Origin of the sequence: Mesorhizobium sp. B4-1-3 (assembly GCF_006439355.1) — a bacterium.
In the GTDB taxonomy this organism is placed as follows: Bacteria; Pseudomonadota; Alphaproteobacteria; order Rhizobiales; family Rhizobiaceae; genus Mesorhizobium.
In genome coordinates this window covers 22,920-43,687 of record NZ_VFTG01000033.1, presented here as the reverse complement: position 1 = coordinate 43,687, position 20,768 = coordinate 22,920, and the positions used below count along the sequence as shown (strand labels likewise).

At 63.6% G+C, this 20,768-nt stretch carries 29 protein-coding genes and 1 riboswitch; of the genes, 15 read left to right on the top strand and 14 right to left on the bottom strand.

Going from position 1 to position 20,768, the window contains the following annotated elements; translation table 11 throughout:
- The 3 genes from FJW06_RS30310 to FJW06_RS27020 all read left to right on the top strand — a co-directional run.
- Positions 1–445 (top strand): hypothetical protein (locus FJW06_RS30310; RefSeq protein WP_181178610.1); only part of this gene is annotated, 445 nt, incomplete at its 5' end.
- A gap of 373 nt (positions 446–818) precedes the next feature.
- Positions 819–1,247 (top strand): hypothetical protein, encoded by a 429-nt coding sequence (locus FJW06_RS30305; RefSeq protein WP_181178608.1) that lies wholly within the window; start codon positions 819–821, stop codon positions 1,245–1,247.
- Between the two features lie 27 nt (positions 1,248–1,274).
- Complete coding sequence (locus tag FJW06_RS27020; protein WP_140756301.1) at positions 1,275–1,805, top strand: hypothetical protein; 531 nt, start codon at positions 1,275–1,277, stop codon at positions 1,803–1,805.
- Positions 1,806–1,881: 76 nt separating this feature from the next.
- On the opposite strand, the gene FJW06_RS27015 is transcribed toward FJW06_RS27020, so the two are convergent.
- A complete protein-coding gene (locus tag FJW06_RS27015; protein WP_140756299.1) occupies positions 1,882–2,526 on the bottom strand; it encodes a response regulator transcription factor in 645 nt (214 codons plus the stop codon).
- Positions 2,523–3,920, bottom strand: coding sequence for a sensor histidine kinase (locus FJW06_RS27010; protein WP_140756297.1), 1,398 nt, complete (start codon positions 3,918–3,920; stop codon positions 2,523–2,525). The genes FJW06_RS27015 and FJW06_RS27010 overlap by 4 nt, the downstream gene beginning before the upstream one ends.
- Positions 3,921–4,477: 557 nt before the next feature.
- On the opposite strand from FJW06_RS27010, the gene FJW06_RS27005 reads away from it, so the two are divergent.
- Positions 4,478–4,663 carry a hypothetical protein gene (locus FJW06_RS27005; RefSeq protein WP_140756295.1) on the top strand — a complete coding sequence of 62 codons (186 nt, stop codon included), beginning with the start codon at positions 4,478–4,480 and terminating at the stop codon, positions 4,661–4,663.
- A 500-nt stretch (positions 4,664–5,163) separates the two neighbouring features.
- On the opposite strand, the gene FJW06_RS30300 is transcribed toward FJW06_RS27005, so the two are convergent.
- The 3 genes from FJW06_RS30300 to FJW06_RS26990 form a co-directional block, all read right to left on the bottom strand.
- Positions 5,164–5,322, bottom strand: a complete 159-nt coding sequence (locus FJW06_RS30300) for a hypothetical protein (RefSeq protein WP_181178604.1) — start codon at positions 5,320–5,322, stop codon at positions 5,164–5,166.
- Positions 5,323–5,469: 147 nt separating this feature from the next.
- A complete protein-coding gene (locus FJW06_RS26995; RefSeq protein WP_140756293.1) occupies positions 5,470–5,850 on the bottom strand; it encodes a YkvA family protein in 381 nt (126 codons plus the stop codon).
- Positions 5,851–5,897: 47 nt separating this feature from the next.
- Complete coding sequence (locus FJW06_RS26990; protein WP_041010878.1) at positions 5,898–6,080, bottom strand: hypothetical protein; 183 nt, start codon at positions 6,078–6,080, stop codon at positions 5,898–5,900.
- A 236-nt stretch (positions 6,081–6,316) separates the two neighbouring features.
- On the opposite strand from FJW06_RS26990, the gene FJW06_RS26985 reads away from it, so the two are divergent.
- Entirely contained in the window at positions 6,317–6,466 is a 150-nt protein-coding gene (locus FJW06_RS26985; RefSeq protein ID WP_140756290.1) for a hypothetical protein, read from the top strand.
- Positions 6,467–6,524: 58 nt separating this feature from the next.
- On the opposite strand, the gene FJW06_RS26980 is transcribed toward FJW06_RS26985, so the two are convergent.
- Positions 6,525–6,827 (bottom strand): hypothetical protein, encoded by a 303-nt coding sequence (locus FJW06_RS26980; protein ID WP_140756288.1) that lies wholly within the window; start codon positions 6,825–6,827, stop codon positions 6,525–6,527.
- A gap of 404 nt (positions 6,828–7,231) precedes the next feature.
- Here FJW06_RS26980 and FJW06_RS26975 point away from each other — a divergent pair, with 404 nt between their 5' ends.
- From FJW06_RS26975 to FJW06_RS26965, 3 genes are all read left to right on the top strand, one after another.
- Entirely contained in the window at positions 7,232–8,056 is an 825-nt protein-coding gene (locus tag FJW06_RS26975) for a Ku protein (protein ID WP_140756287.1), read from the top strand.
- A gap of 102 nt (positions 8,057–8,158) precedes the next feature.
- The gene (locus FJW06_RS26970; protein WP_140756285.1) at positions 8,159–8,416 is read left to right on the top strand and encodes a metal-sensing transcriptional repressor; all 258 of its coding nucleotides are present in this window, start codon (positions 8,159–8,161) and stop codon (positions 8,414–8,416) included.
- An 8-nt stretch (positions 8,417–8,424) separates the two neighbouring features.
- On the top strand, positions 8,425–9,768 hold the full coding sequence (locus FJW06_RS26965) for a cation diffusion facilitator family transporter (protein WP_140756283.1): 1,344 nt from the start codon (positions 8,425–8,427) through the stop codon (positions 9,766–9,768).
- Between the two features lie 165 nt (positions 9,769–9,933).
- Here the strand turns inward: FJW06_RS26965 and FJW06_RS26960 are convergent, their stop codons facing one another.
- From FJW06_RS26960 to FJW06_RS26940, 5 genes are all read right to left on the bottom strand, one after another.
- Positions 9,934–10,833, bottom strand: coding sequence for a DUF1259 domain-containing protein (locus tag FJW06_RS26960; RefSeq protein ID WP_140756281.1), 900 nt, complete (start codon positions 10,831–10,833; stop codon positions 9,934–9,936).
- Positions 10,834–10,986: 153 nt separating this feature from the next.
- Positions 10,987–11,934: a DMT family transporter gene (locus tag FJW06_RS26955; protein WP_140756278.1), complete on the bottom strand. Its 948-nt coding sequence runs from the start codon at positions 11,932–11,934 to the stop codon at positions 10,987–10,989.
- A gap of 65 nt (positions 11,935–11,999) precedes the next feature.
- Positions 12,000–12,626 carry a hypothetical protein gene (locus tag FJW06_RS26950; RefSeq protein WP_140756276.1) on the bottom strand — a complete coding sequence of 209 codons (627 nt, stop codon included), beginning with the start codon at positions 12,624–12,626 and terminating at the stop codon, positions 12,000–12,002.
- A gap of 6 nt (positions 12,627–12,632) precedes the next feature.
- Positions 12,633–13,373 (bottom strand): CbtA family protein, encoded by a 741-nt coding sequence (locus FJW06_RS26945; protein WP_140756274.1) that lies wholly within the window; start codon positions 13,371–13,373, stop codon positions 12,633–12,635.
- A 102-nt stretch (positions 13,374–13,475) separates the two neighbouring features.
- Entirely contained in the window at positions 13,476–13,685 is a 210-nt protein-coding gene (locus tag FJW06_RS26940) for a CbtB domain-containing protein (protein WP_140756272.1), read from the bottom strand.
- Positions 13,686–13,829: riboswitch (adenosylcobalamin (AdoCbl) riboswitch) on the bottom strand.
- 85 nt (positions 13,830–13,914) lie between these two features.
- On the opposite strand from FJW06_RS26940, the gene FJW06_RS26935 reads away from it, so the two are divergent.
- Both FJW06_RS26935 and FJW06_RS26930 read left to right on the top strand, forming a co-directional pair.
- Complete coding sequence (locus FJW06_RS26935; protein ID WP_140756270.1) at positions 13,915–14,490, top strand: histidine phosphatase family protein; 576 nt, start codon at positions 13,915–13,917, stop codon at positions 14,488–14,490.
- A gap of 135 nt (positions 14,491–14,625) precedes the next feature.
- A complete protein-coding gene (locus FJW06_RS26930) occupies positions 14,626–14,898 on the top strand; it encodes a PilZ domain-containing protein (protein ID WP_140756268.1) in 273 nt (90 codons plus the stop codon).
- Between the two features lie 241 nt (positions 14,899–15,139).
- Here the strand turns inward: FJW06_RS26930 and FJW06_RS26925 are convergent, their stop codons facing one another.
- Entirely contained in the window at positions 15,140–15,661 is a 522-nt protein-coding gene (locus FJW06_RS26925; protein WP_140756266.1) for a DUF6428 family protein, read from the bottom strand.
- 42 nt (positions 15,662–15,703) lie between these two features.
- On the opposite strand from FJW06_RS26925, the gene FJW06_RS26920 reads away from it, so the two are divergent.
- The 3 genes from FJW06_RS26920 to arsC are packed head-to-tail and all read left to right on the top strand — an operon-like array spanning position 15,704 to position 17,182.
- On the top strand, positions 15,704–16,054 hold the full coding sequence (locus tag FJW06_RS26920; RefSeq protein ID WP_140756264.1) for a metalloregulator ArsR/SmtB family transcription factor: 351 nt from the start codon (positions 15,704–15,706) through the stop codon (positions 16,052–16,054).
- A 34-nt stretch (positions 16,055–16,088) separates the two neighbouring features.
- Complete coding sequence (locus tag FJW06_RS26915) at positions 16,089–16,787, top strand: MIP/aquaporin family protein (RefSeq protein WP_140756262.1); 699 nt, start codon at positions 16,089–16,091, stop codon at positions 16,785–16,787.
- Complete coding sequence (gene arsC / locus FJW06_RS26910) at positions 16,784–17,182, top strand: arsenate reductase (glutaredoxin) (protein WP_140756260.1); 399 nt, start codon at positions 16,784–16,786, stop codon at positions 17,180–17,182. Before FJW06_RS26915 ends, arsC begins: the two co-directional genes overlap by 4 nt.
- Here arsC and FJW06_RS26905 read toward each other — a convergent pair whose 3' ends face one another.
- Positions 17,183–17,707, bottom strand: coding sequence for a GNAT family N-acetyltransferase (locus tag FJW06_RS26905; RefSeq protein WP_140756258.1), 525 nt, complete (start codon positions 17,705–17,707; stop codon positions 17,183–17,185). It abuts the gene before it with no gap.
- Positions 17,708–17,753: 46 nt separating this feature from the next.
- Here FJW06_RS26905 and FJW06_RS26900 point away from each other — a divergent pair, with 46 nt between their 5' ends.
- Both FJW06_RS26900 and FJW06_RS26895 read left to right on the top strand, forming a co-directional pair.
- Positions 17,754–18,947, top strand: coding sequence for an MFS transporter (locus FJW06_RS26900; RefSeq protein ID WP_246674865.1), 1,194 nt, complete (start codon positions 17,754–17,756; stop codon positions 18,945–18,947).
- Positions 18,948–19,056: 109 nt separating this feature from the next.
- Positions 19,057–19,329 (top strand): hypothetical protein, encoded by a 273-nt coding sequence (locus FJW06_RS26895; protein WP_246674863.1) that lies wholly within the window; start codon positions 19,057–19,059, stop codon positions 19,327–19,329.
- Between the two features lie 343 nt (positions 19,330–19,672).
- Here the strand turns inward: FJW06_RS26895 and FJW06_RS26890 are convergent, their stop codons facing one another.
- Positions 19,673–20,620 (bottom strand): S1/P1 nuclease, encoded by a 948-nt coding sequence (locus FJW06_RS26890; RefSeq protein ID WP_140756253.1) that lies wholly within the window; start codon positions 20,618–20,620, stop codon positions 19,673–19,675.
- Between the last annotated feature and the right edge of the window lie 148 nt (positions 20,621–20,768).

Here is a 20,768-nt window from a genome sequence, read left to right as displayed (position 1 = left end):
GAACAACGGCAACGGGAATGGCTGCAAATCCGGCTCGGCCGGCGGCTCCAATTCCGGTTCGGCCGGTGGCTCGAATTCCGGCAATGGCGGTGACAACGGAAACGGTAATAGCGGCGGCAACAACGGAAACAGCGGCGGCAACAACGGGAACGGGAACAACGGCAGCGACAACGGGAACGGGAACAGCGGCAGCGACAACGGAAACGGGAACAAAGGCAAGAACAGCAACGCCAGCGCGACAAGCACCGCCGATGTCGATGATCATGTGAACGCCCTGACCGGCGACAAGGTTGAGGCCACCCGCACCAAAATCGAGGTCACGCACCGCAATGGAATGAAGGAGAAGGTTGAGAACGGCCGGTTCAGGATGGAAGACAAATACGGACGCACCATCGTCGACCGCAAGGCCACCATGGCCGATCTCAATCGCCTGAAGAGTTTGTGAGACAGAGTTTGTGAGAGCGAGGTTTTATCGGGATTAGATCTTAAGGGACCGAAGGTCAGCGCTGCAAAATCAGGTTGCCACCTTTTGCTTCGTTTCTGCGGTCCTGATCGTCTTGCGGTAGTACTTGGCTACTCACCTTACCCCCGCCTTCGTGCGGGGGTAATTTTTTAAAACTCGGCGATGTCCCGCCGCCTGCGACATTGGTCAGTCATGCCGGCGGAAATGGTCCGACCGGTCGGGGCATGGGTCGTGGGCCGCTTTCGTCGTCTGCCGGAATGTGAATCCTCGCCAGTGTCAAGACACCGGTTGCGCCTCGACCTTGCGCGCGAGCGGAGCTTCGGCGTGCCGAAGTGGAACCGAACGAGGAGAAAAGATGCAAAACGTTCCTCCCAGCAAGCTCGTCTGGCTCGCCTTGCGCGCTTCGACCGCGCTGGCTCTCACCATCGCGCCCTATCATCTGACGCTCGACGGCGCCAAGCTGGCCCCATCCGCTGCCTACGCGGAGGGCGAAGGTGGGGGCGGCGAGGGTGGCCATGGTGGCGGCGGCGATGGCGGCCATGACGGAGGCGGTGAGGGCGGCCACGACGGTGGTGGCGACGGCGGCGACCACGATGGTGGCGATCATGACGGCGGCGACCATGATGGCGCTGACCATGACGGACAGGGGGGCGACCATGATGGCGGTGTCGACGACGGCGCTGAACATGATCATGGCGAAACCCCCGACGATCAGGGTGATGACAATGATGATCAGGGCGAAAACGATGAGGGCGCCGCTGCGCCTTCGACCGCCCCCAACTAGGCCATGAAGGCCACCAGGTCATTCAGGATGGTCTGGATTTTCCTGCGCGCCTCGAGCGCGTTGGCGTTGGCGCTCGCGCCATGCCACGTCACTTTTGATGGGATGCCGGGGATCGCCGCCACCAAGGCCTTTGCCGGCAACGGCAATAGCAATGGGGGCGGGAACGGCGGCAATGGCAACGGCGGCAATTCGGGTTCCGCCGGCGGCTCGAATTCCGGTTCCGCCGGCGGCTCGAATTCCGGCAATGGCGGTGACAACGGCAACAGCAATGGCCAGGGCGACAACGGCAACAGCAACGCCGGCGGCGGCAACCCCAATGCCGGGCCGGGAAACAACAGCGGTAAGGGCAATACCAATCCCGGCAGCAAGAACAGCTACACCAACGCCGCAACAGGCGACACGCTCTCGATCGACGGCGATAAGGTTACCGTCGTTCATCGCAACGGCATGAAGGAGCAAGTCCAGAACGGTCGTTTCGAGATGAAGGACGCGCAAGGCCGCACCATCATCAACCGGCAGGCGACGAAGGACGACGTGTCGCGCCTACTGAATTTGTGAGGGGACGGGAACTGAGGAATTGAGCAGGCACTCACGAAGCTGGGGAGGCGGGGCTCCTCCCCAGTTCCCCGTTCCCTCAGTTCCTTTCCCTCGCCTCATGCATCAGCAGCGCCGCTTCGGTACGGTTGCGCACATTGAGCTTGGCGAGCACCCTGGTCATGTGATGCTTGACCGTCTTCTCCTGCAGCGACAGCCGGGCGGCGACCTCCTTGTTGCTCAGCCCCTCCGCGACCAGTTTCAGGATTTCGGCCTCGCGGCCGGTGAGCTGGCTCAGCGGATCGGGCTTGCTGCCGGTGGGCTGCAGAAGGTCGGAAAGCAGCCTGGCCGAGAGGCTCGGCGATACATAGCTCTGGCCGTTGGCGACATCGCGCAGGATCTCGGCCAGCGCCTTGGAGCCGACGCCTTTCAGCACATAGCCGCGCGCGCCCGCCTTCAATGCCTGGGCAACGTCGGCATTGGTCTCAGAGACGGTGAGCATGACGACCTTCTGCTCGGGCGTCGCTGCAAGGATGCCGGCCAGCGCGTTGAGGCCGCCGCCCGGCATGCTGATATCGAGCAGGAGGATATCGGGCGTGCTGGCGCGCGCCAGCCTTTCGGCGTCTTCGGCGCTGGCGCCTTCACCCACGAGCTCGAAGCCGCCTATTTCGCCGAGGCTGCGCGCCACGCCCTCGCGAAACAGGGGATGGTCGTCGACTATTGCGATGCGGATGGACGTGCTCACGGTTGCTCCTCGACAGACAAGGTGATCACCAGTCTTGTTCCTCCCGGGCCGGACAGTGTTTCGAACTGACCGCCTATGCTTTCGATACGTTCTCTCAGGCCCGCAAGCCCAAGGCCCTCGCTTCGGGCCGGGTTGAAGCCGGGGCCGGTATCCACGACCTCGACGAGGAGCTTGCCGCCTTTCGTCGTGGCCCTGACCTGCTGGCCCTTGCCCTTGCCGTGCCGGAAGGCGTTGTTCAAGCCTTCCTGCACGAAGCGATAGATGCTGATCTTTTCCGAGGTGCCGAGTTCCGGCAAGCGCTCGGGCAGGGTTAGTAACACTTTGGTGTCGGTCCGCCGTTCGTGCTCGGCCACGGCGAGCCGCAAAATGTCGGCGATGGCCTGCGTCTCGATCTGCGGCAGCACCAGCCCGTTGCAGATCCCGCGTATCTCGCGCATCGCTTCGCCGAGCGTCTTGTGGATGCCGGCAATCTCGGCCTCGCGCAGCGTGCTCGATGTGGTCGGATCGACCAGCACCGGGCTGTCCATCCTGAGCGCGGCGAGCGCCACCAGTTGCGCCGGTCCGTCATGCAGGTCGGCGCCGATGCGCCTCAGATACCGCTCGTTGATAGCGGTGGCGCGGCGCGAGGCGCGTTGCACGCGCTGGCGCAGCGACGAATTCTGCGCCAGCGCCGCTTGGAGTTCGGAAACCTTGGCCTCGAGCGCGGCCTGTTGGGTGACGATGGTGCGGCTGCCGCGGAAAACAATGCCGGAGAGCAGCGCCAGCGCCGCCGCCGTGGCGCCCGCCACCACCAGCCAGGTCCATAGCAGGGCCGAGTGCAGCGATTCCTCGAAGTCGCCGGACAATTCGTAGAATTCGGTTACGGCCACGACCTCTCCCGACCAGGGCTCGCGCACCGGGTTGTAGATTTCCAGCAGCGGAACGCCCATCGACCGCTCCTTGTCGTCTTCCTCGTCTTCGAGCCTGTTATATTTGACCATGACGTTGCCGGCGAATGCGGCGATCAGATTGGCGTTGGGCTTGATCTGCCTGCCGATGAGGCTGGCGTCCTTTGAATAGAGGACTGTGCCGTCGCGCCGCCACAGCTTGAACGACACCAGCCTCTTCCCAAGCGCGCCCTGGCCGAGCGTCTCGTCCAGCGCCCGCTTGACCGTGTCGTCGAGTTCCTGGCTCTTGCGCATGTCCGGCAACAGCGGCGCGATCACGCTGTCGACATAGAGCGCGGTGGTCGCGGCTGAGTTGTGCAGCACGCCGTCACGGATCTGCGATGTCACCCACAGCCCGACCACGAGCATCACGGCCAGAAGGCCGATGCCACCCGCGATCACGAATTGCCAGGCCAGGGAGAGCCCGCTCCAGATTCGTGCAAGACGTTTTAAATACCTCCCGGACATCGGCACCGCTCACCCACCCGTCCAGGAGAGTATAGGCGAGGGCAGGCAATTGCGACACAGACCTTGGTCCGTGCCCGTAGGGAAGGTTAATGGCGGGCGATTTGCCGGCACGCAGCGGCGTGCGCTCCGATTCGCAGCCGGGAGGCTCATGCGTCCCAACGGCAAAGCCCGCGCCACTCCTGTTGACGGGGAAGACGCGGGCCGGTTGCCACCTCGATTTGGGTCATCTCTTGCGGCTCTGCGATGCAGAGACAATCACCAATTACGCTCGAGGTCCACATCAAAAGAACATATGCTTCGGCGGATACAGCGCTCCACGCAGGCCGATGACGACTGATGTCGGCCATTCCACCGTCGTCTGTTCCGTCGTTGTGGTTCCAGATATATAGCGACTGACCGCTCGGAACTCCGCGCTCCGTCGGCCGCTCCATCCCGCCGTAAGCCGCTGGAGTCGCAGTAAGATTTGCACCCAAAAGAAGTCAGGCCAAGCTGTTGATGGGCTGAACAACCGCCGCATATATAACGGGCCAAAAGCTTGCGGGTCTTGGCAACGCATCATGGACGCCGGTACGGACAAGAAAAAAAGAAATCAGCGGTTGTCGATCTTTGAACTCGAGGCGCTGCGGGAAGCTTTCAAGCAGTCTGTTCGTGAGAACGATGTCGTGGAAGCGGAATGGGCGCAGCACGCCGAGCTTTTCGTCAAGAAAACAGTGCAAAAAGGCAGCCGTCTTACGCGGGCTTGACGGTCGGGCGCTCCGGCGCCGGGCGGCTTTCATTGGCGCTTCGGCCGGTCGGACCATTGCGTTGGTGCATAGGACCTCAGCAACAATTGCGGGCGCAACGGGAAATGGACACTCTATCCCTGCGCCGGCTCCCCCAAGGAAACCCAATGTCGGCGCTTTAGCCCGGCTTGCCTGTCAAAGAGCCGTACTCTTTTACCGCCAAGGCAGGCCGGGCTACCCCAACCGCCGATTCGAAAAGCGGACAAGTGCGTTTCGCCGCGATGTCGAGGATCCCTCATCATCACAAGGCCGAAAAGCCTTTTCAGGCCTCGGTTGCCGAGGCCGAGCGCCTGGCGCGCGCACAAAAGAACGCCAGCTGAAGGACCTTCGCACCCACGCTTCGTGGTTGGTGCTCGATCCGCAGGCGTACTTCCAGGAGGAGATCGATTGTTCAGCGTTGCTCGGCGACTTGCCGATCCGAAAGGCCGTCCGCGAAGGCTAGGTCCATGCGGCTTTCAGCCTCAGGCCGCCTGTAATCGGGCCGCGCCATCCTCGCGCGATATCTCGACCAGCCGCGCGATCGCCCACGGCGTCATGAGCGCGAAGAAAGCCGTGACATCGAGGAAGATCGACCACGCCAGATCGAACCCGCTGTGGCCGTAGCAGACTGCGAACTCCATCGCGCCTGATCCCTTTTTACCCACCCGTTGCGCATGCCGCTTCACACGCTCCGCTAGCATGGCCCTGATTTGCATCAATTACAACATATGGCTAATTTAGTTTTCAAGCGAGGAATTGCTGACACCGCGTCATGGCGGCTGAAGCAGCTAGGCCGGTTTCGGCCAGAACAGCCAAGTGAGCGCTACCGCCGCCAGCGCCCAGATCGCGATCATGAAGGCGAGCCCGGCCTTGCTCACCGGCTTCTCGCATCGCATGGCTTCTTCGCGGAATTCCCGCATCAGATCGGTCGGGACCAGCTTGACCGCGAGCATGATGCCGACAGGGACAATTAGCAGGTCGTCCAGGTAACCGATGACCGGGATGAAGTCCGGGATGAGGTCGACAGGGCTCAGCGCATAGGCCGCGACAGCGCCCGCGGTGGCTTTTGCATACCAGGGCACACGCGGGTCGCGGGCGGCAATCCAGAGCGCCACCACGTCGCGCTTGATCTTGCGCGCCCACTGCTTTGCGGCATCGAGCATAGGCATGCCGCTTATATACGGGTGCGCCGGGCTTCAGGCCATCTGAGAGCCGCTCAGGCGCAATCCTTCAATTCCACAACCTCGACGCCGAGGCGGAAGGCCTGTCCGTCGGCATAGGAGCGCGCGTGCTGCTCGGCTTCGAAGGGAAAGATGAGCGTCGTGCCATAGGCGGTGACGCGCACCGTCCACTTCTGGCCCCTGACGAGTTCAACGCCATGAAGTTTCGCCGTAACCATCTCACCCTCCTCAGATCCGGCACTTCAGCGACATCCGCATAACGTCGCGAAAGTCATTTGAACGCAAATAATCCGACCCAATCGTGTCGTTGCGGTGTCGATTCCGACATTGGGTCGTTTGCGTCCGTGAAATGGTTCACCGACAGCATCGCTTTCTTGCCGCCGGACCGGGGCCGGCAGCCTGGAACCGCGACCGCCTCGGCCGGGTTAGAGTCTCGGTTCACAAGGAGACCGCCATGATCCGCAAGCTGAAATCCGGCGAATATCGGCTCTATTCACGCAAGATCGACCCCAGGACCGGCAAGCGCCGCAATCTGGGCACCTTCAAGTCGCGCGAGGCCGCGGAAAAGCACGAACGCGAAGTGCAGTATTTCCAGCGCCATTAGGCGGCTTGACGGTTCTCATGGAGATCAAGGCGATCAAGGAAGGGTCGCGGCCCGCTTGTCACCCATGCGGTGTCGGCGGGGTGCGCGGGCGGGGATGGCCAGGCACGTTGGAGCCGATATGGTCGATGTCGCAACGCCTTGTGATCATCTGGACCGACTTGGTGTCGACGGTCACGCGCCCCAGTACCTGCACCGTCGTACGTCCGAGATCCTCGTCGACATGGACGACTTCGCCCTCGAACCTCAGCTTATCACCGACCTTGGCATCGGGCTCGACCGTCGAATAATTATGGCTATCGCCGTCGAGCTTTATCGCCACGCGGTCCCCAATGCGCTCCATAACCGTGGCAATCACAGCCACCCTGTCACCAATTTCCACTGCCGGCCGTTTCATTGCTGCCTCCTTCCGTTCCGAGCGGTCGCTTGGCGCGTCTCACGACATGAATCCGGGCAGCCTTTTGGACAAACGGGAAAATTAGCATTTGGTTGCCGCCGGCTGTCTGCTGCCGCGGGGTATTGGATATTCGCCGTTGGTTGCTGCTCGTCACGCCGCCTGCGCCAGCTCGACCGTGCCCGCCGGCACGGCGCTGGCGAAGAACCTCATCGCCGGTGGGAGGTAGAGGCCGCCCAGCGCGTCGGCTACGTTTCGGTCGATAGCGCGGACGATGCGCCAGGGAGACCGCGCATTAGGGGGTGCGCCGCTCACGCGGAACCACACGCATTGCCGGATGTTCCTGTTGATCGCAACGACTGCAAGGGACGCATATGGTTGCACCACGGGCGATTTGGAAGGGTTTTCTGAAGGTCGGCTCTGTGTCTTGCGGCGTTAAGCTGGTCGGCGCCACGAGCGAGGCCGGCAAGGTGCACTTCAAGATCCTGAACCGTAAGGACGGCTTGCCGGTGAAAAGCGCCTATGTCGACGAGCAGACCGGCGATGTCGTCGAGACCGAGGACCAGACCAAGGGCTTCGAACTGGAGAAGGACGATTACATCGAGATCGAGCCGGACGAGATCAAGAAGTTGAAACTCACGTCGGCGCACACGCTGGAGGTCGACGAGTTCGTTGCCCTGGACGATATCGACACGCGCTATTTGGAAAAGCCTTATTACCTCGTCCCCGCCGATGGTGCTGCGCTTGAGGCTTTCAGCATATTGCGCGAAGCGATGAAGAAGAAACGTGTCGCCGCAAGGTCCTGCGTGGTGCTCTACCAGCGTGGCCGCGAAGTCGTGATCCAGCCCTTCGGCAAGGGCATGCTGCTCACCGAGTTGCGCACCCACAACGAGATGATATCGGAAGAAAGCGTCTTCGGCGGTCTGAAGTCGCCTAAATACGACAAGGATCTGCTGGAGATCGCCGAACTCCTGATCGACAAGAAGGTGACCAAGTTCGACCCATCGAAGTTCGAGGACACTTATGAGGATGCGCTGATCGCCATGATCGACGCCAAGCGCAAGGGCAAGAAGCTGCCGAAGGCCGCGCCCGCGCCGAGGGAAAACGTCGTCGATTTGGCTGCGGTGCTGAGGAAGAGCCTCGCCAAGGAAGGCATCAAGGCGCCGGCGAAGGCGAAGCCCACCCGCAAGTCTGCTTGATTAAGACTGATGCAATCATCCGAACCGGGATCGCGGTAGTCACTCGGGGCTACGCCGCACCGCTTGCTTGCAGCATCCTACCCTGGAGGATAGGATAATAGCATGACGATACACAGCTCCCACCCCGATATCATCGCCAGGCTCAAGCGCGCGCATGGCCATCTCGCCGCCGTGCTCGCCATGTTCGAGCAAGGCCGCTCCTGCCTCGACCTCGCACAGCAGCTCCACGCCGTCGAAAGTGCCGTCGGCAACGCCAAGCGCGAATTGATCCACGACCATATGGAGCATTGTCTCGTCGAAGGCGGTGAGCCGACCCGGGACACGCTCAAAGAGCTGAAACTGCTCACTAAATATCTGTGAGGGCGTCTATGTGGACGAAGATTCTCGACTGGTTCGGCTTCGGCCCGCACGGACATGACCATAGCGGACATGACCATGGGGGGCATGGCCACGGCCGTCACGGACAGCACGGCCACACGCATGGCGTGATCGATGCAACCATCACCACCACCGATCGCGGCATTTGGGCCATCAAGTGGTCGTTCGTGATCCTGGCGATCACCGCCGCCTTGCAGATTGTCGTCGTCATGGCTTCGGGCAGCGTGGCGCTGCTTGCCGACACCATCCACAATATCGCCGACGCGACCACGGCCATTCCGCTCTGGATCGCTTTCGCGCTGGCCCGGCGCAAGCCGACCCGCACTTTCACCTACGGTCTTGGCCGGGTCGAGGACCTGGCAGGCATCATTATCGTGCTCATCATCCTGTCGAGCGCGCTCGTCGCCGGATATGAGGCGATCAGCCGCCTGTTCAACCCGCAGCCGGTGCGGTTTCTGGGCTGGCTCGCAGCGGCCGGCGTGATCGGCTTCCTCGGCAATGAGGCGGTGGCCGTCTTCCGCATCCGCGTCGGCCGTCAGATCAACAGCGCCGCGTTGATCGCCGACGGCTATCACGCCCGCACAGACGGGCTCACCAGCCTTGCCGTCGTTGCCGGCGCACTCGGCGTCTGGCGCGGCTTGCCGCTGGCGGACCCGATCATCGGCCTCATCATCACCGTCGCTATCTTCGGCATCGTCTGGCAATCGGCGCGCTCAGTCTTGAGGCGCATGCTGGACGGCGTCGAACCCGGCCTCGTTGGCGAGATTCACCACGCCGCCGACCATGTCGCCGGGATCGAGAGGGTGGTCGACGCGAAGGCCCGCTGGCTCGGTCACAAGCTGCATGTCGACGTGGAAATCGCGGTCAATGATGGGCTGCTGCTCGCCGCCGCAAACAAAATCGCCGCGTCGCTCAAGGCCGAGCTCTTCGCGCATATTCCCGCGCTCGACGTTGCCACGGTGCGCTTTGCCGAGCCACGGAGGGAAGGCGGCCACCATCATGCGCCCGATCCGTTCCTGGTCTCTGGCAAGCTTGCCAGCGGGCTGCTCGAGATCGTCGAGACGCCGCAGGGCGAGCGCATGCGGCTGCGCCTGTCGCGTCACGCCGAGGGCTTGCGGGCGAACGTCGCCATCGAACGCGCCGGCGGGGCCGTCGAAAGCCTGCCGCTGTCGCCGGTCGGCGGCGACCATCACCACCTGCAGAGTCTGGTCGCCCCGGCCGAACCGCACGAGTTCAGCGCCAGGCTGCAACTGGCTGCGGGTCCCGACAGCGAGGATCTGCCCTTCGCCATGGCCGAGCCGGAAGGCCATCACCATGAGCACGCGAATGGATGATACGGGCACTCTTTGAGTACCAGCGCGAAATCTACCTGACGATAACGCAACACTAAGGGCGCGCGGCGTGATGTCCGCCTTCCGCCTCGTAGCTCGGCTGTTTGACGCCAAACGGACCAATATAGCGTAACTGCCCTTCGGAATCCCGCTGGGACGGCCTTGAAGTCAGCTACCCGTCCTAACGTGTACTTGATCGAGCGCCAGCTTCAGCCCTTTGGCCAACTTTCCGACATCGTCATTTGCCCAGAAATGCATGAAGAACAGGCGGGGTTGATCGTCCAGCATGTGGTTGTGCACGGCGGTCACTTCTATCCCGCTTTCCCGCAAAGCTCGTAGCACCGGATTCACTTCAGATGCGATCAGAACGAAATCGCCGGTGATCGCGGCCTTGCCACCGCCGGTGGGCTGGAAGTTGATGGCAATCGCGGAGCCCATTGCATCAGGCACGTCCATGCCATCGTCTTTGATGGTCTCTGCGCGCGGGATGCTGATCTGATAGACGCCGCCGTTGACCTTGCCTCTGTGGCCAAGCGCCTTGTCGATGATTTGCGTGTCGAGATCGATCGCTTTCGAGACAGCGGCGGCGCTCGCCGGTGCGTCCGAAAGCGGCGTTCCACTTTGCTGCAACGCCGAATGCAGCGCCGCAGCCAACCTTTCCGGATCGCCGTGCCCCAGCACGTGCATGTACATCGTCTCCGGCTGGGCCCTCTGCAGGTGGTTATGGAGAGCCGTGACCTCGATGCCGCTTTCGATCAGTTTCATCATCACCGGGTCGATCTCTGGCAAGGTCAAGACGAGATCGCCCATCACCATGGCGTCGTGATCGCCCATGGATTTGAATGCGAGCCACGAACCGAGTGCTAAGGCTGGTTTGATCTCCACGCCGTCGAGAGTGACTTTAAGGTCCGAACGAGGCAGCCCGACGCGATAGATGCCTCCTGACACCTCTTGGCCGGATTTCCCGAGTGCCTGCGCTACTGCCTTCCAGTCGGGTGCGGCAAGCGAGGGTTGGGCAATTCCAAGCGAGGCTGCTAACGCGAGGCCAGTTATGATTTTTCCACGCATGATTTGCTCCTGTGTTCAGCCCAGGCGCCCAAATAGAAAACGTCTGCCGTTCCGAGATGCCATCACGCTCGCGCAATTGTGATGCGCTCGGTCGATCAGATCGCCGGTTTGCGTGTTGTTGCTCTTTCGGCGCGAGCGCTCACGCGCAACGCGTCACCGCAGGCTGATCAGCGCGGTGCCAAAGATCGCCAGCAGCGCTCCGGCCCAGGCGGCTGCGGTCGGCCTTTGTCCGCTGCGCAGCCACACCATCGGCAGGATAATGACCGGCGTCATCGAGGACAGCGTCGAGATGATGCCGACATTGCCGGTGCGCAGCGCGGCCATCAGGCAGGACATGCCGAGCGAGGTGCCGACGAAGGCGGAAAGCACGGCGAGCCCGACCGTGCCGAACTGGACGGCCTCCCTTTTGCCCTTGCCGAACGGCGTCGCCGTGAGCGCGATGAACAGGATCACGGCGAGGCCCGAGCGCAGCGCCATGGCCGTGAACGGCTCGACGCCAGCGGCCATCGCCGGTCGTGCCAGAAGGGTGCCGATCGCCTGGCCGAGTGCCGTCGTCACGCCGAGCACGATGCCTGGTCCGAGGCGCCCGGTGAGCGGCGGGCCGGGCGCGGTGCTCACCGGCACGGTGGAAGGGGTGACGACCGGCATCGCCGGCGCCAGGTCGCCGCGCTTGAGAAAGCGCCTCGGCATGCCGATGGCAAGCACGATGCCGGCAAGCACCAGCGCAACGCCCAGCGCCTGCCAGCGGCTGATGGTTTCGCCGAGCACGAGATAGCCGAGCGCCAGCGCGAAAGGCGAGGTGAGCGAGAAGAGTAGCGCGGTGATGCGCAGGCCGACCGAATAGATTGTGGCGAAATAGGTTGTGCTGGCGATGCTGATGCCAGCGAAGCTCGACCCGGCGAGCAGCCAGAACTCCCTTGGTCCGATCGTGTGCCAGCCGCCGATCGCCAGCGACACCGAGCCGGTCATCACGAAGGTCGCGAGCATCTGCCAGCGGGCAAGCTGGAGCAGGGGAACGCGGCCCTTGAGCTCGCTGAGGAACATGGAGCTCAACGCGCTGCACAAGGCGGCGGTTACGGCGAGGGTTTCGGAGACGAACATGGCTGGCGACCGCGAATCCGAGAGCCGGACAATTGCCGATGCTTACGCCAGCACGAGGCCCTCGACTAGGCTGTGCGGGGTCGCGGCCCGCCGAAGATCACCCAACTGGCCCCGATCAGCGCTGCGATGGTCGCGAGAAGCACTGCCAGGCTCGGCAGGTGCAAGAACACGTTCCGCCAGCGCGGTTCGATGACCGCGCCGGTGCTGAAGGGCTCGCCGCTGTACTGGCAAAGGATCCAGGACGCGCCGCTGCGCACCATGTCGGCATCGATGTCGGAGATCAGCGCCTTCGCGTCGCGTTCGGCCGAGGACATCGTTGCCATATGGGCGAGCAGCGCCTTGGCGGTGGCGAGATAGGCATGGCTGCATTCATTGAACGGGCTATCCTCGTCGCCGAGGCTGCCCGGCATCAGGCCCCATAGGCAGTAGGTGAATTGCAAATTGCCGTGATTGTAGAGCCGCCAGAAGGTCGGGTCGGTCACGGTCTGGCGCCGGGCAAGGTCGAGGATGTCGCCGCGGTAGCGCGCGATCACCGCCATCTGGCCGTGGGTCAGGCTGGGAATCTGAATGCCCGGAGGAGGCGGGGCCGAGGAGCCGCTATGTGCCTGCGCCGAGGCTGCAAGCATGACCGACAGGACGGTCGCCAAAAAGAAATTGGCCGCCAGGGTAACGAACCTTGGCGGCCAACGCATGCGATTTCAGGCGTAGCGGCGTGCCGGGCCGCGCTGGTCGCGCACCGCGACCACGCGCTCGGCAACCGCGCCGAAGCCGAGCCCGACGACGGCCCACAGCACCAGCTGAATGCCGAGCGAGGCGACACGGAACTGCCAAAGCACCGTCGCCGAGAAGTTCTCCGGCACTTCGTTGATGTCGGGCAGGGCCGCCTTCACCAGCGCGAAGACGACGAGGAAAGCGAGGCCCGCGACGATCGAGGCATTCCAGGCGCCGAGCCTGCTCCACAGCCGCTGCGCCAGGCCGACCGCCGCCACCATCGCCGCGGTCGAGACGACGATCATGATGAAGAACAATTCGGTGCGGTAGGCGATCGTTTCGGCATTGCCGACCGCCGGCGGGTTAGCCGGATATTTGAGGCTCGGAACCACGATTACGGCCAGGAAGCCGAGCAGCGCGATAAGCGCCGAGGTGCCGCGCGGGCCGAGCGAGCCCAGCCGACCATAGGCATAGGCAAAGACCAGCGAGAACAGCCCGCCGAGCGCCGCCCCATAGACCAGCACGCCGGTCGCCAGGCCAATGCCGGCCTGCGTGGCGCGGCTGACCATCTCGGGCTCCGGCGCCTCGCCGGCCGCCTGGGCCTGCTGTTCCTCGAAGGCGATCGCCCTGTCGACCTGCGGCTCGCCATAGACGCGGGCGAAGGCGAACGCCAGAATCCCTGCGACCAGCCCGACAAGCATGCCGCGCAGCAAAAGTTTTCCGACCATGTCAGAGTCCCTTCAAGCAATTCCCGGAAAAATTCGAGCGCTTTTCCGTCCGGAATCGCGTTAGACCAAAACTCAGAACGGCTCAGCGATGCCGAAGCCGCCTTAGTGGCAGGGGAAGCCGAGCAGGTGGCGGCCGTCATGCACGAACTCGTGCACCATCGTGCCGCGGATCAGCGACGTCGCGCCTTCTTCCGCGCCGACGAAATAGATCATCATCAGCAGCATCAGGCCGGCAAAGATTGCCCAGGGCAGAAGCTCGCGGACGGGAATCGCAACCGGGCCGTAGGTCGGGGCGAAGGTGGTGTCGGACATTTTGACCTCCTGTGGGATGCTGCGTCCCGTTGATCCAACTATGCTGCGAGATAAGGCCTGACTTTCGGCTGGTGCCGATCACAGTGGCGCGACCGTGCCGGACTCGCACCGGCTTCCAATCCCGTATAGCGCTAAAACACTTGTCAGCACTTGGTTCGCCTGTCAACGACATGTAATGGCCAACGCGGCTTCGCGCGGCCGAAATTTCACTGGACCACGGAGATTTGGGATGTTCGCCCGCCTGACGATGATCGCGAGCGGCGCAACGCCCGGTATGCGCAAGGGCCGCTTTCCGAAGGACGAGGCGCCGGAGCCGAGCGCCTTCGATCGCGCTGGCGCGATCGCGTCCTCGCTGCGCCGGGCCGACCGCGTCTGGACAAGTCCGGCGCTTGCCGCGCGCAGGACGGCCGAGGCGCTCGGCCTTGATGCGGCGGTCCAGCCGCTGCTCGCCGAGCAGGATTTCGCGCGCTGGGCCGGGAAAGGCTTCGAGGAGGTGCAGGCTGAGGACCCGGAAGGCATGGCGGCCTGGCTTTCCGATCCGGACGCCGCACCCCACGGCGGCGAGTCGCTTGCCGCGGTGGCCCGGCGCGGCACCGCGCTGATGGAGCGCTTGGCCGCCGAGAGCGGCCATACCATCGCGCTCACCCATGCCGTGCCGATCCGCGTCGCGATCGTGCATGTGCTGGGCGCGCCTCTCTCCGCGGTCTGGAAGATCGACATCGAACCGCTGTCGCTCACCGAATTCCGCAGCGACGGCCGCCGCTGGGTGCTGCATGCGAGCGGGGTCGCCGCCCGCGCGAAATAGCGCTGGAAAAGCGCCCGTCTGCCGACGAGCGGCCGCGGGCCCTGCCGTTTCAGCAATCGCTAACGGAACGGAAACGCCTCGCTGATATGGTGCTGCCGCGTGGCGAGGAGAGCCCTGCCTTAGGAGCCGCCGGACATGGCCAATTATCCCGAGACCGAGCGTCGTCTTCATGCGCGCGAATTCGTGCTCAAGGAAGCCACGATCATTGCCGGTGGCGTCAGGATCGGCTGCTCGGTCAGGAATCAGCACGAGCAGGGCGCGGAGTTGCGCGTCGCCGCCGATACGGAGATCCCGGAACGCTTCCTGCTCGAGGTTCCAGCCGACGATACGACCTATCGAGCCTTGGTGCGGTGGCGTCGGAACGATCGCGTCGGCGTGGCGCTCTACAGCAACGCGCCGAGGAACTGACTGCCCGGACGTCTCACCAATTCGTCACTCTCCATCCTAGCCCGCACGTGCAACCGGCATGCATGGAACGCAACCGCCGCGAGCCCGTTCATTGCTGCCGATCAACTGGGATTCGCGTATGACCAGGACAGCCGTTTGGGTGGCGCTGATCGCCATCGTTCTCTTAGGCCTCTATTTGTTGGAGGCCAACGGCATGATCCGGTTCTAGAAGCAGCGGCGCCGCTCGTCGCCATTCGCAAGGTCAGCAGCAGCGGCTCGCTCCGCAGCATGGCCGGCTTGCCGCTTTCTGTTCCTTCAGCCAGCGGTCGCGCGGCTTGCAGCTTGCCGGTCGTGGCGACAGCTCGACCTCGATGGCGCCGCCAACGACGCTTGGCTGGGCCGCGCGGTGCAGTTCCATCGGGCGGACGCCGTCGCTGACTTCGAAGGTCAGTTTCGCCGACTGGTCGAGGGCTACGTGATCCGAGACCTTGCGGATGATCGCCGCGAACTTGCCGGCCGGCATATGGATCGGGCCGCCTTCGTCCACGTCCCATAGCTGGACGAAGATCTCCGACCAGGATTCCGGATTGGCCTCGCAATCGAGCGCCGAGAACTGCCCCGCCTTCACCTCGGTGACATGATAGCCTGGTTTAACCGGCCGTCCGTCATGGCGGAACACCAGCGGCCGGTCCTCATGATCGGCCAGCGCGCCCAGCAGGTCGCCGATGGTCAGGTCGGCGGGGTCAATCGGGACAGCGTTTTTGTGATTGTCAGAAGACAGCATGTCGGCTATTCCTCATTTCAATATTTCAAGGATTATTGAAACGTGGATGAACGTCAAGCCCTGATCGCCTTTGGCGCGCTGTCGCAGGAGACACGCCTGCGCCTGTTGCGCCTGCTGGTCGTTGCCGGACCGGAAGGCATAGCCGCCGGCTCGCTTGCCGAACAGGTCGAGGTTTCGCCCTCCAATGTCAGCTTCCATCTCAAGGAACTGGAACGGTCCGGCCTCGTCACCGCGCGGCGCGACGCCCGCTCGATCGTCTACAGCGCCGAATACGACGTGCTGTCCGGCCTGATCCGCTTCCTGATGGAGGACTGCTGCTCTGGCCGCCCGGAAATCTGCACGCCGGCGCTTGCCGCACCTTGCTGCCGGCCGGGCGAGGGGACCAGGCAATGACTGTGGTGCTCCTTGCCCGGCCGTGGGCCAACCGATGAACGGCTTCGATTCATCGCGCCGCTTCGCCGCCGAAGCCCTGGGCACCGCCCTGTTGGTGGCGACGGTCGTCGGCTCCGGCATCATGGCCGAGACGCTGACGCATGACACCGCGCTGCAGCTGCTTGCCAACACGCTCGCGACCGGCGCCATGCTGGTGGTGTTGATCACCGTCCTCGGGCCGATCTCGGGCGCGCATTTCAATCCCGCGGTCTCGCTGGTGTTCTGCCTCAGCCGGTCGCTGCCGGCCCGCGATCTCCCTGCCTATCTGGTCGCGCAGTTCGCCGGCGGCATTGCAGGCACCATCGGCGCGCATCTCATGTTCGCCCGGCCGGTTCTGGAGATTGCGACGAAACCGCGGACCGGGCCGGCACAGTGGTTCTCCGAAGGCGTCGCGGCATTCGGCCTTATCGCCGTCATTCTCGCCGGCCTGCGCTTCGAGCGGCGGGCCGTGCCGTGGCTGGTCGGGCTCTATATCACGGCGGCCTATTGGTTCACCGCATCCACGTCCTTCGCCAATCCCGCCGTCGCCGTGGCGCGCTCGCTCACCAACAGCTTCTCCGGCATCAGGCCGGTCGATCTGCCGGGCTTCATCGCCGCCGAGCTGCTCGGCGCGCTGGTCGCGCTGGCGCTGATGGGCTGGCTGCTCAAGCCCGAAACCGTTCAGCAGTCCCACCCACTGAAAGCAGAGCCATGACGGTCACGATCTACCACAATCCCGCTTGCGGCACCTCGCGTAACACGCTCGCCATGATCCGCGCCAGCCGCGAGGAACCGGTGGTGATCGAATATCTGAAGACGCCGCCGAGCCGTGAGCGGCTGCTCGAACTGATCGCGGCGATGGGGATCTCTGCGCGCGATTTGTTGCGGGAGAAAGGGACCCCTTACGCCGAGCTCGGTCTCGCCGATCCGAAATGGAGCGATGAGGAACTGATCGATTTCATGCTCGCCCATCCGATCCTGATCAACCGGCCGATCGTCGAGACGCCGAAAGGCACGAGGCTATGCCGGCCATCGGAGGCGGTGCTGCCGCTGCTCGACAATCCGGTGCGCGAATTCGTCAAGGAAGACGGCGAGAAAGTTGCTTACTAGTTAGCCTTGGGGAGCCAGATGCTTCATGAAGTAGATGGACGCCCTCGGTTTGCCGAACGGGTCGACAAAATGATGCGGCACGACGCCGACCTCCCGCCAGTTCATCCGCCGATAGAGCCGCTCGCTCGCTCCGCCCTCGGCTGTGTCGAGAAGCAGCAAGGAGCGCTTGCTCTTCCTTGCTTCGTCTTCGACTGATGCCATGAGCGCGGAGCCGATACCTTGCCGCTGGAAGTCTCGATGAACGAGCAGCTTGTAAACCTCCGCCCGGTGCAGCGCATTCGGCTCCGGCGACAGATAGAGCTGGACGGTGCCGACGAGATTATCCTCGAGATAGGCGCAGATCAGAAGGCGTTCCCCGGCCGCCAGCGAGGGGAAGATGCCTTGCCAATAGGACCGGGCTTGTTCGGCGTCCAACGGCAGGACGAAGCCGACGAGCGCCCCGTCCTCTATGCTCTGTATCAACAGCTCGGCGAGGACGTCGAGTTGCGCCGTTGCTTCGCCCTCGTCGATTACCGCGATACGCATTTGCTCCCCCTTCGAGGCTCGATTGATAATGGGCTTTGAGCAATCCGTGAAGGCCGAAGCGTCTGCGCCCGTCCAGCGCGATCGTAATGTTCTCGTAGCGGCTCTCGGCGTCACGCAAATCCTTGCCTGGGGATCGTCCTATTATCTGCCCGCCGTGCTTGCCGCGCCGATTGCCGAGGATACCGGCTGGTCGCTCGCGTCGGTCGTTGCCGGGCTGTCTTGCGGGCTGCTGCTTGCCGGGCTGGCCTCACCAGTCACCGGACGGCTGATCCAACGCCACGGCGGCCGGCCCGTTCTTGCCGCGAGTTCGCTTCTGCTGGCTGCCGCGCATTCGCTGCTGGCGACGGCAACGGCCTATCCCCTTTACTTGATGGCCTGGCTGCTCATGGGCCTGGGCATGTCGAGCGGCCTCTACGATGCCGGCTTCGCCACGCTCGGGCGGCTTTATGGTCAGGGCGCGCGCGGCGCCATTACCAACCTGACGCTCTTCGGCGGCTTCGCCAGCACGGTCTGCTGGCCGCTCAGCGCTTTCCTTGTCGAGCATGGCGGATGGCGCGTCGCCTGTCTTTGCTACGCGGCCATCCATCTGGTGATCTGTCTGCCGCTCCATCTTTGGATGGTCCCGCCGCCTCCGCCCGTGACGCCCGCGCCGGTGAAGGACAGGTCGAAGGAGGCGTTGGCCACGGGCAGGGCGCGGGCACGCTTCATTCTGCTGGCCTCGATCCTGACATCGGCCGCGATGATCGCGTCCATGCTCTCCGTCCACCTGCTGACGCTGCTGCAATTGCGCGGCCTGGGCCTGGCGGCCGCCGTCGGCCTTGGCGCATTGGTCGGCCCTTCACAGGTCGGGGCGAGGGTGGCGGAACTGCTGATCGGCCGCAACCGTCACCATCCGATCTGGACGATGCTGACATCCGTATCGCTGCTGGCGGCCGGGATCTGGCTGCTCCTGGCGAGCCAGACCTTCATCGCCCTCGCTTTGATCCTTTACGGCGCCGGCAACGGCATCCACACGATCGCGCGCGGCGCCCTGCCGCTGGTGCTGTTCGACCCACAGCAATATGCAGCGCTGATGGGCAAGCTCGCGACGCCCAGCCTCATCGTCCAGGCGACAGCTCCTTCGATCGGAGCGCTGCTCTTGGGCATGGGTGGCGACAATCTCGTCCTAGCCACGCTCGCGGTCGCCGCCACGGTCAATGTGGGGCTCTGCGCCTGTCTCATCGCGGCAGTGCGCCGATAGCTTCGTCTCACGGCCTGGCGGGCCCGCCGAACTTTACATTTTTGTAAATTGCCCTTGGCGGTTAATTCGCGATACGGCTCGCCAGCGGTTCGGCTCGGCTATCCGCGTGATGGCACTTCCGGATGAACGGGCCGCGCCGAATTCAACTTGGGAGAACGCTATGATTCGCAAGGTTTTGGTTGCAGCTTCGGTTGTTGGGCTTTTCAGCGTGCCGGCATTTGCGGCCACGCAGTATTGGGTGGCAAAGGACGCCACCACCAAGAAATGCTCGGTGGTTTCCACGAAGCCCGACGGCAAGAAACTGACCGATGCCGGGACGAAGGCATACACGTCCCAGGCCAATGCCGAAAAGGCGCTGAAGATGCTCAAGGACTGCAAGTAAGCTTGCTGTTCTGAAATTTGCGCCCGCTTCGGCATGCCGGAGCGGGCTTTTTTCTTCGCCGGGACTGCCTACCGCTGCACGTCAACGGGGAGCGGCTCGCCTATGTCCATAGCTGCCTCACCGATCGCCGACAGTTGCTACGGCGCATCGCCGACATCGCCTTTGAGTCGGCTTCAACGAGCTATCGGCAGTTCCGGCTGCGCTACGGCTGACGCCGACGGAAGCGCGTGCCTTGACCGAGAAGGCCGGCAATGGTTGAAGTGCATGGCGGTCGTGCCGGCATCTTCGTCCGGTGCCGCGCATCGGTGTGTTTCCTTGCGGCCTGATCCCTGCGCGCAGTCGCCTACTTGTCCGCCGCCAGCGTCTCGTTGAGGACGGCGGCCACGCGCAGGCCGCCCAGCGCCAGCTGCTGAATGGCGACCGGGGAGAACTGGTCGAAATAGGCTTGGTCGAGGATCACCGCGTGCGGGTTGTCGGACTTGATTACCGTGCCTTTCGGCAGCGCGCGATAAGCGTCTTCCGCCTTGTCGTGGCACTCGGCGAGCCATTTTTCCGGCGTTTGGTCGGCGGCCGGCATGGCGGGCAGATGCGGGATGACGTCGGTCTCGAGATCGAGCGCCACCTTGCCCCAGTCATAGTATTTGAACAGGATCAGGCTTGAATCCCACACCGCATGGAACGTCGTGAGGTCGCGGTAGGTCGAGCCGTCCGGCTTCGGCCGGTAGACGTTGAAGCTGACCGTCAGCGTGTTGCCGCCCTGGTCGCCCTGGCTGCCATCCAGGCGCTCGACACAATGCAACGGCTGCGACAGGTCGCCGACCAGATGGATGACGAAGGCCAGCGCCTGCCAGCGTTCCTCGTCGCCCTTCGCCGGATCGGCCAGGATCTTCTCCTGCGCCGGCAGCGCCCGCATCAGGCAGACGCCGAAGCTTGCATTGTCCTTGCAGTCGCGCGCCGGATCATAGGCGGTGGTTCTGGCAGTCGCATCGCCGGGCGTCGAGGCCAGCGGAATGTCAATGAAATGCCAGTTCGACGTTTCCTTGTGGTCGGCCCGGTAGTCGTCGGCCCAACTCGCGACCGAGGCCAGCGACACGGTGGCTGCCGGCTTGAGCTTCAGATGCGAGCGCAAAAGCTGCTCAATGATGTCATAGGCGTTCTGGCTGAGCCTATGCTGGGCGATCTCGGCGATCACCGCGTGCCCCTCCTGGCCCCAGGCCCGCGCCTGGCCGCACATTGCCCCACCCATTACCGTTGTCGCCAAGCAAAATGCCGCCGCGGCTTTCCACGTCATCGCCTTGCCTCCTTCGGGTTTTCAATCCGGAAACTACAATGGAGGCTTGTGACAAGGACATGAACAATCTCACGAACGCGAGATTGGCTGATAGGGCAGGCGATCTGCGTATGTTCGTCAGGCGGGCGAATAGCTTTGCCGCGCCGGC

Bases quoted from the DNA above. Each gene is read 5' to 3' on its own strand.
- arsC (WP_140756260.1), top strand. From the start codon at position 16,784: ATGACGGTCACGATCTACCACAATCCCGCTTGCGGCACCTCGCGTAAC.
- FJW06_RS26955 (WP_140756278.1), bottom strand. From the start codon at position 11,934: ATGTTCGTCTCCGAAACCCTCGCCGTAACCGCCGCCTTGTGCAGCGCG.
- FJW06_RS26985 (WP_140756290.1), top strand. From the start codon at position 6,317: ATGATCCGCAAGCTGAAATCCGGCGAATATCGGCTCTATTCACGCAAG.
- FJW06_RS26890 (WP_140756253.1), bottom strand. From the start codon at position 20,620: ATGACGTGGAAAGCCGCGGCGGCATTTTGCTTGGCGACAACGGTAATG.
- FJW06_RS27020 (WP_140756301.1), top strand. From the start codon at position 1,275: ATGGTCTGGATTTTCCTGCGCGCCTCGAGCGCGTTGGCGTTGGCGCTC.
- FJW06_RS26975 (WP_140756287.1), top strand. From the start codon at position 7,232: ATGGTTGCACCACGGGCGATTTGGAAGGGTTTTCTGAAGGTCGGCTCT.
- FJW06_RS26935 (WP_140756270.1), top strand. From the start codon at position 13,915: ATGTTCGCCCGCCTGACGATGATCGCGAGCGGCGCAACGCCCGGTATG.
- FJW06_RS26915 (WP_140756262.1), top strand. From the start codon at position 16,089: ATGAACGGCTTCGATTCATCGCGCCGCTTCGCCGCCGAAGCCCTGGGC.
- FJW06_RS30305 (WP_181178608.1), top strand. From the start codon at position 819: ATGCAAAACGTTCCTCCCAGCAAGCTCGTCTGGCTCGCCTTGCGCGCT.
- FJW06_RS26905 (WP_140756258.1), bottom strand. From the start codon at position 17,707: ATGCGTATCGCGGTAATCGACGAGGGCGAAGCAACGGCGCAACTCGAC.
- FJW06_RS26895 (WP_246674863.1), top strand. From the start codon at position 19,057: ATGGCACTTCCGGATGAACGGGCCGCGCCGAATTCAACTTGGGAGAAC.
- FJW06_RS26990 (WP_041010878.1), bottom strand. From the start codon at position 6,080: ATGGTTACGGCGAAACTTCATGGCGTTGAACTCGTCAGGGGCCAGAAG.
- FJW06_RS26965 (WP_140756283.1), top strand. From the start codon at position 8,425: ATGTGGACGAAGATTCTCGACTGGTTCGGCTTCGGCCCGCACGGACAT.
- FJW06_RS26930 (WP_140756268.1), top strand. From the start codon at position 14,626: ATGGCCAATTATCCCGAGACCGAGCGTCGTCTTCATGCGCGCGAATTC.
- FJW06_RS26950 (WP_140756276.1), bottom strand. From the start codon at position 12,626: ATGCGTTGGCCGCCAAGGTTCGTTACCCTGGCGGCCAATTTCTTTTTG.
- FJW06_RS26925 (WP_140756266.1), bottom strand. From the start codon at position 15,661: ATGCTGTCTTCTGACAATCACAAAAACGCTGTCCCGATTGACCCCGCC.
- FJW06_RS26940 (WP_140756272.1), bottom strand. From the start codon at position 13,685: ATGTCCGACACCACCTTCGCCCCGACCTACGGCCCGGTTGCGATTCCC.
- FJW06_RS27005 (WP_140756295.1), top strand. From the start codon at position 4,478: ATGGACGCCGGTACGGACAAGAAAAAAAGAAATCAGCGGTTGTCGATC.
- FJW06_RS26970 (WP_140756285.1), top strand. From the start codon at position 8,159: ATGACGATACACAGCTCCCACCCCGATATCATCGCCAGGCTCAAGCGC.
- FJW06_RS26945 (WP_140756274.1), bottom strand. From the start codon at position 13,373: ATGGTCGGAAAACTTTTGCTGCGCGGCATGCTTGTCGGGCTGGTCGCA.
- FJW06_RS26995 (WP_140756293.1), bottom strand. From the start codon at position 5,850: ATGCCTATGCTCGATGCCGCAAAGCAGTGGGCGCGCAAGATCAAGCGC.
- FJW06_RS26960 (WP_140756281.1), bottom strand. From the start codon at position 10,833: ATGCGTGGAAAAATCATAACTGGCCTCGCGTTAGCAGCCTCGCTTGGA.
- FJW06_RS27010 (WP_140756297.1), bottom strand. From the start codon at position 3,920: ATGTCCGGGAGGTATTTAAAACGTCTTGCACGAATCTGGAGCGGGCTC.
- FJW06_RS30300 (WP_181178604.1), bottom strand. From the start codon at position 5,322: ATGGAGTTCGCAGTCTGCTACGGCCACAGCGGGTTCGATCTGGCGTGG.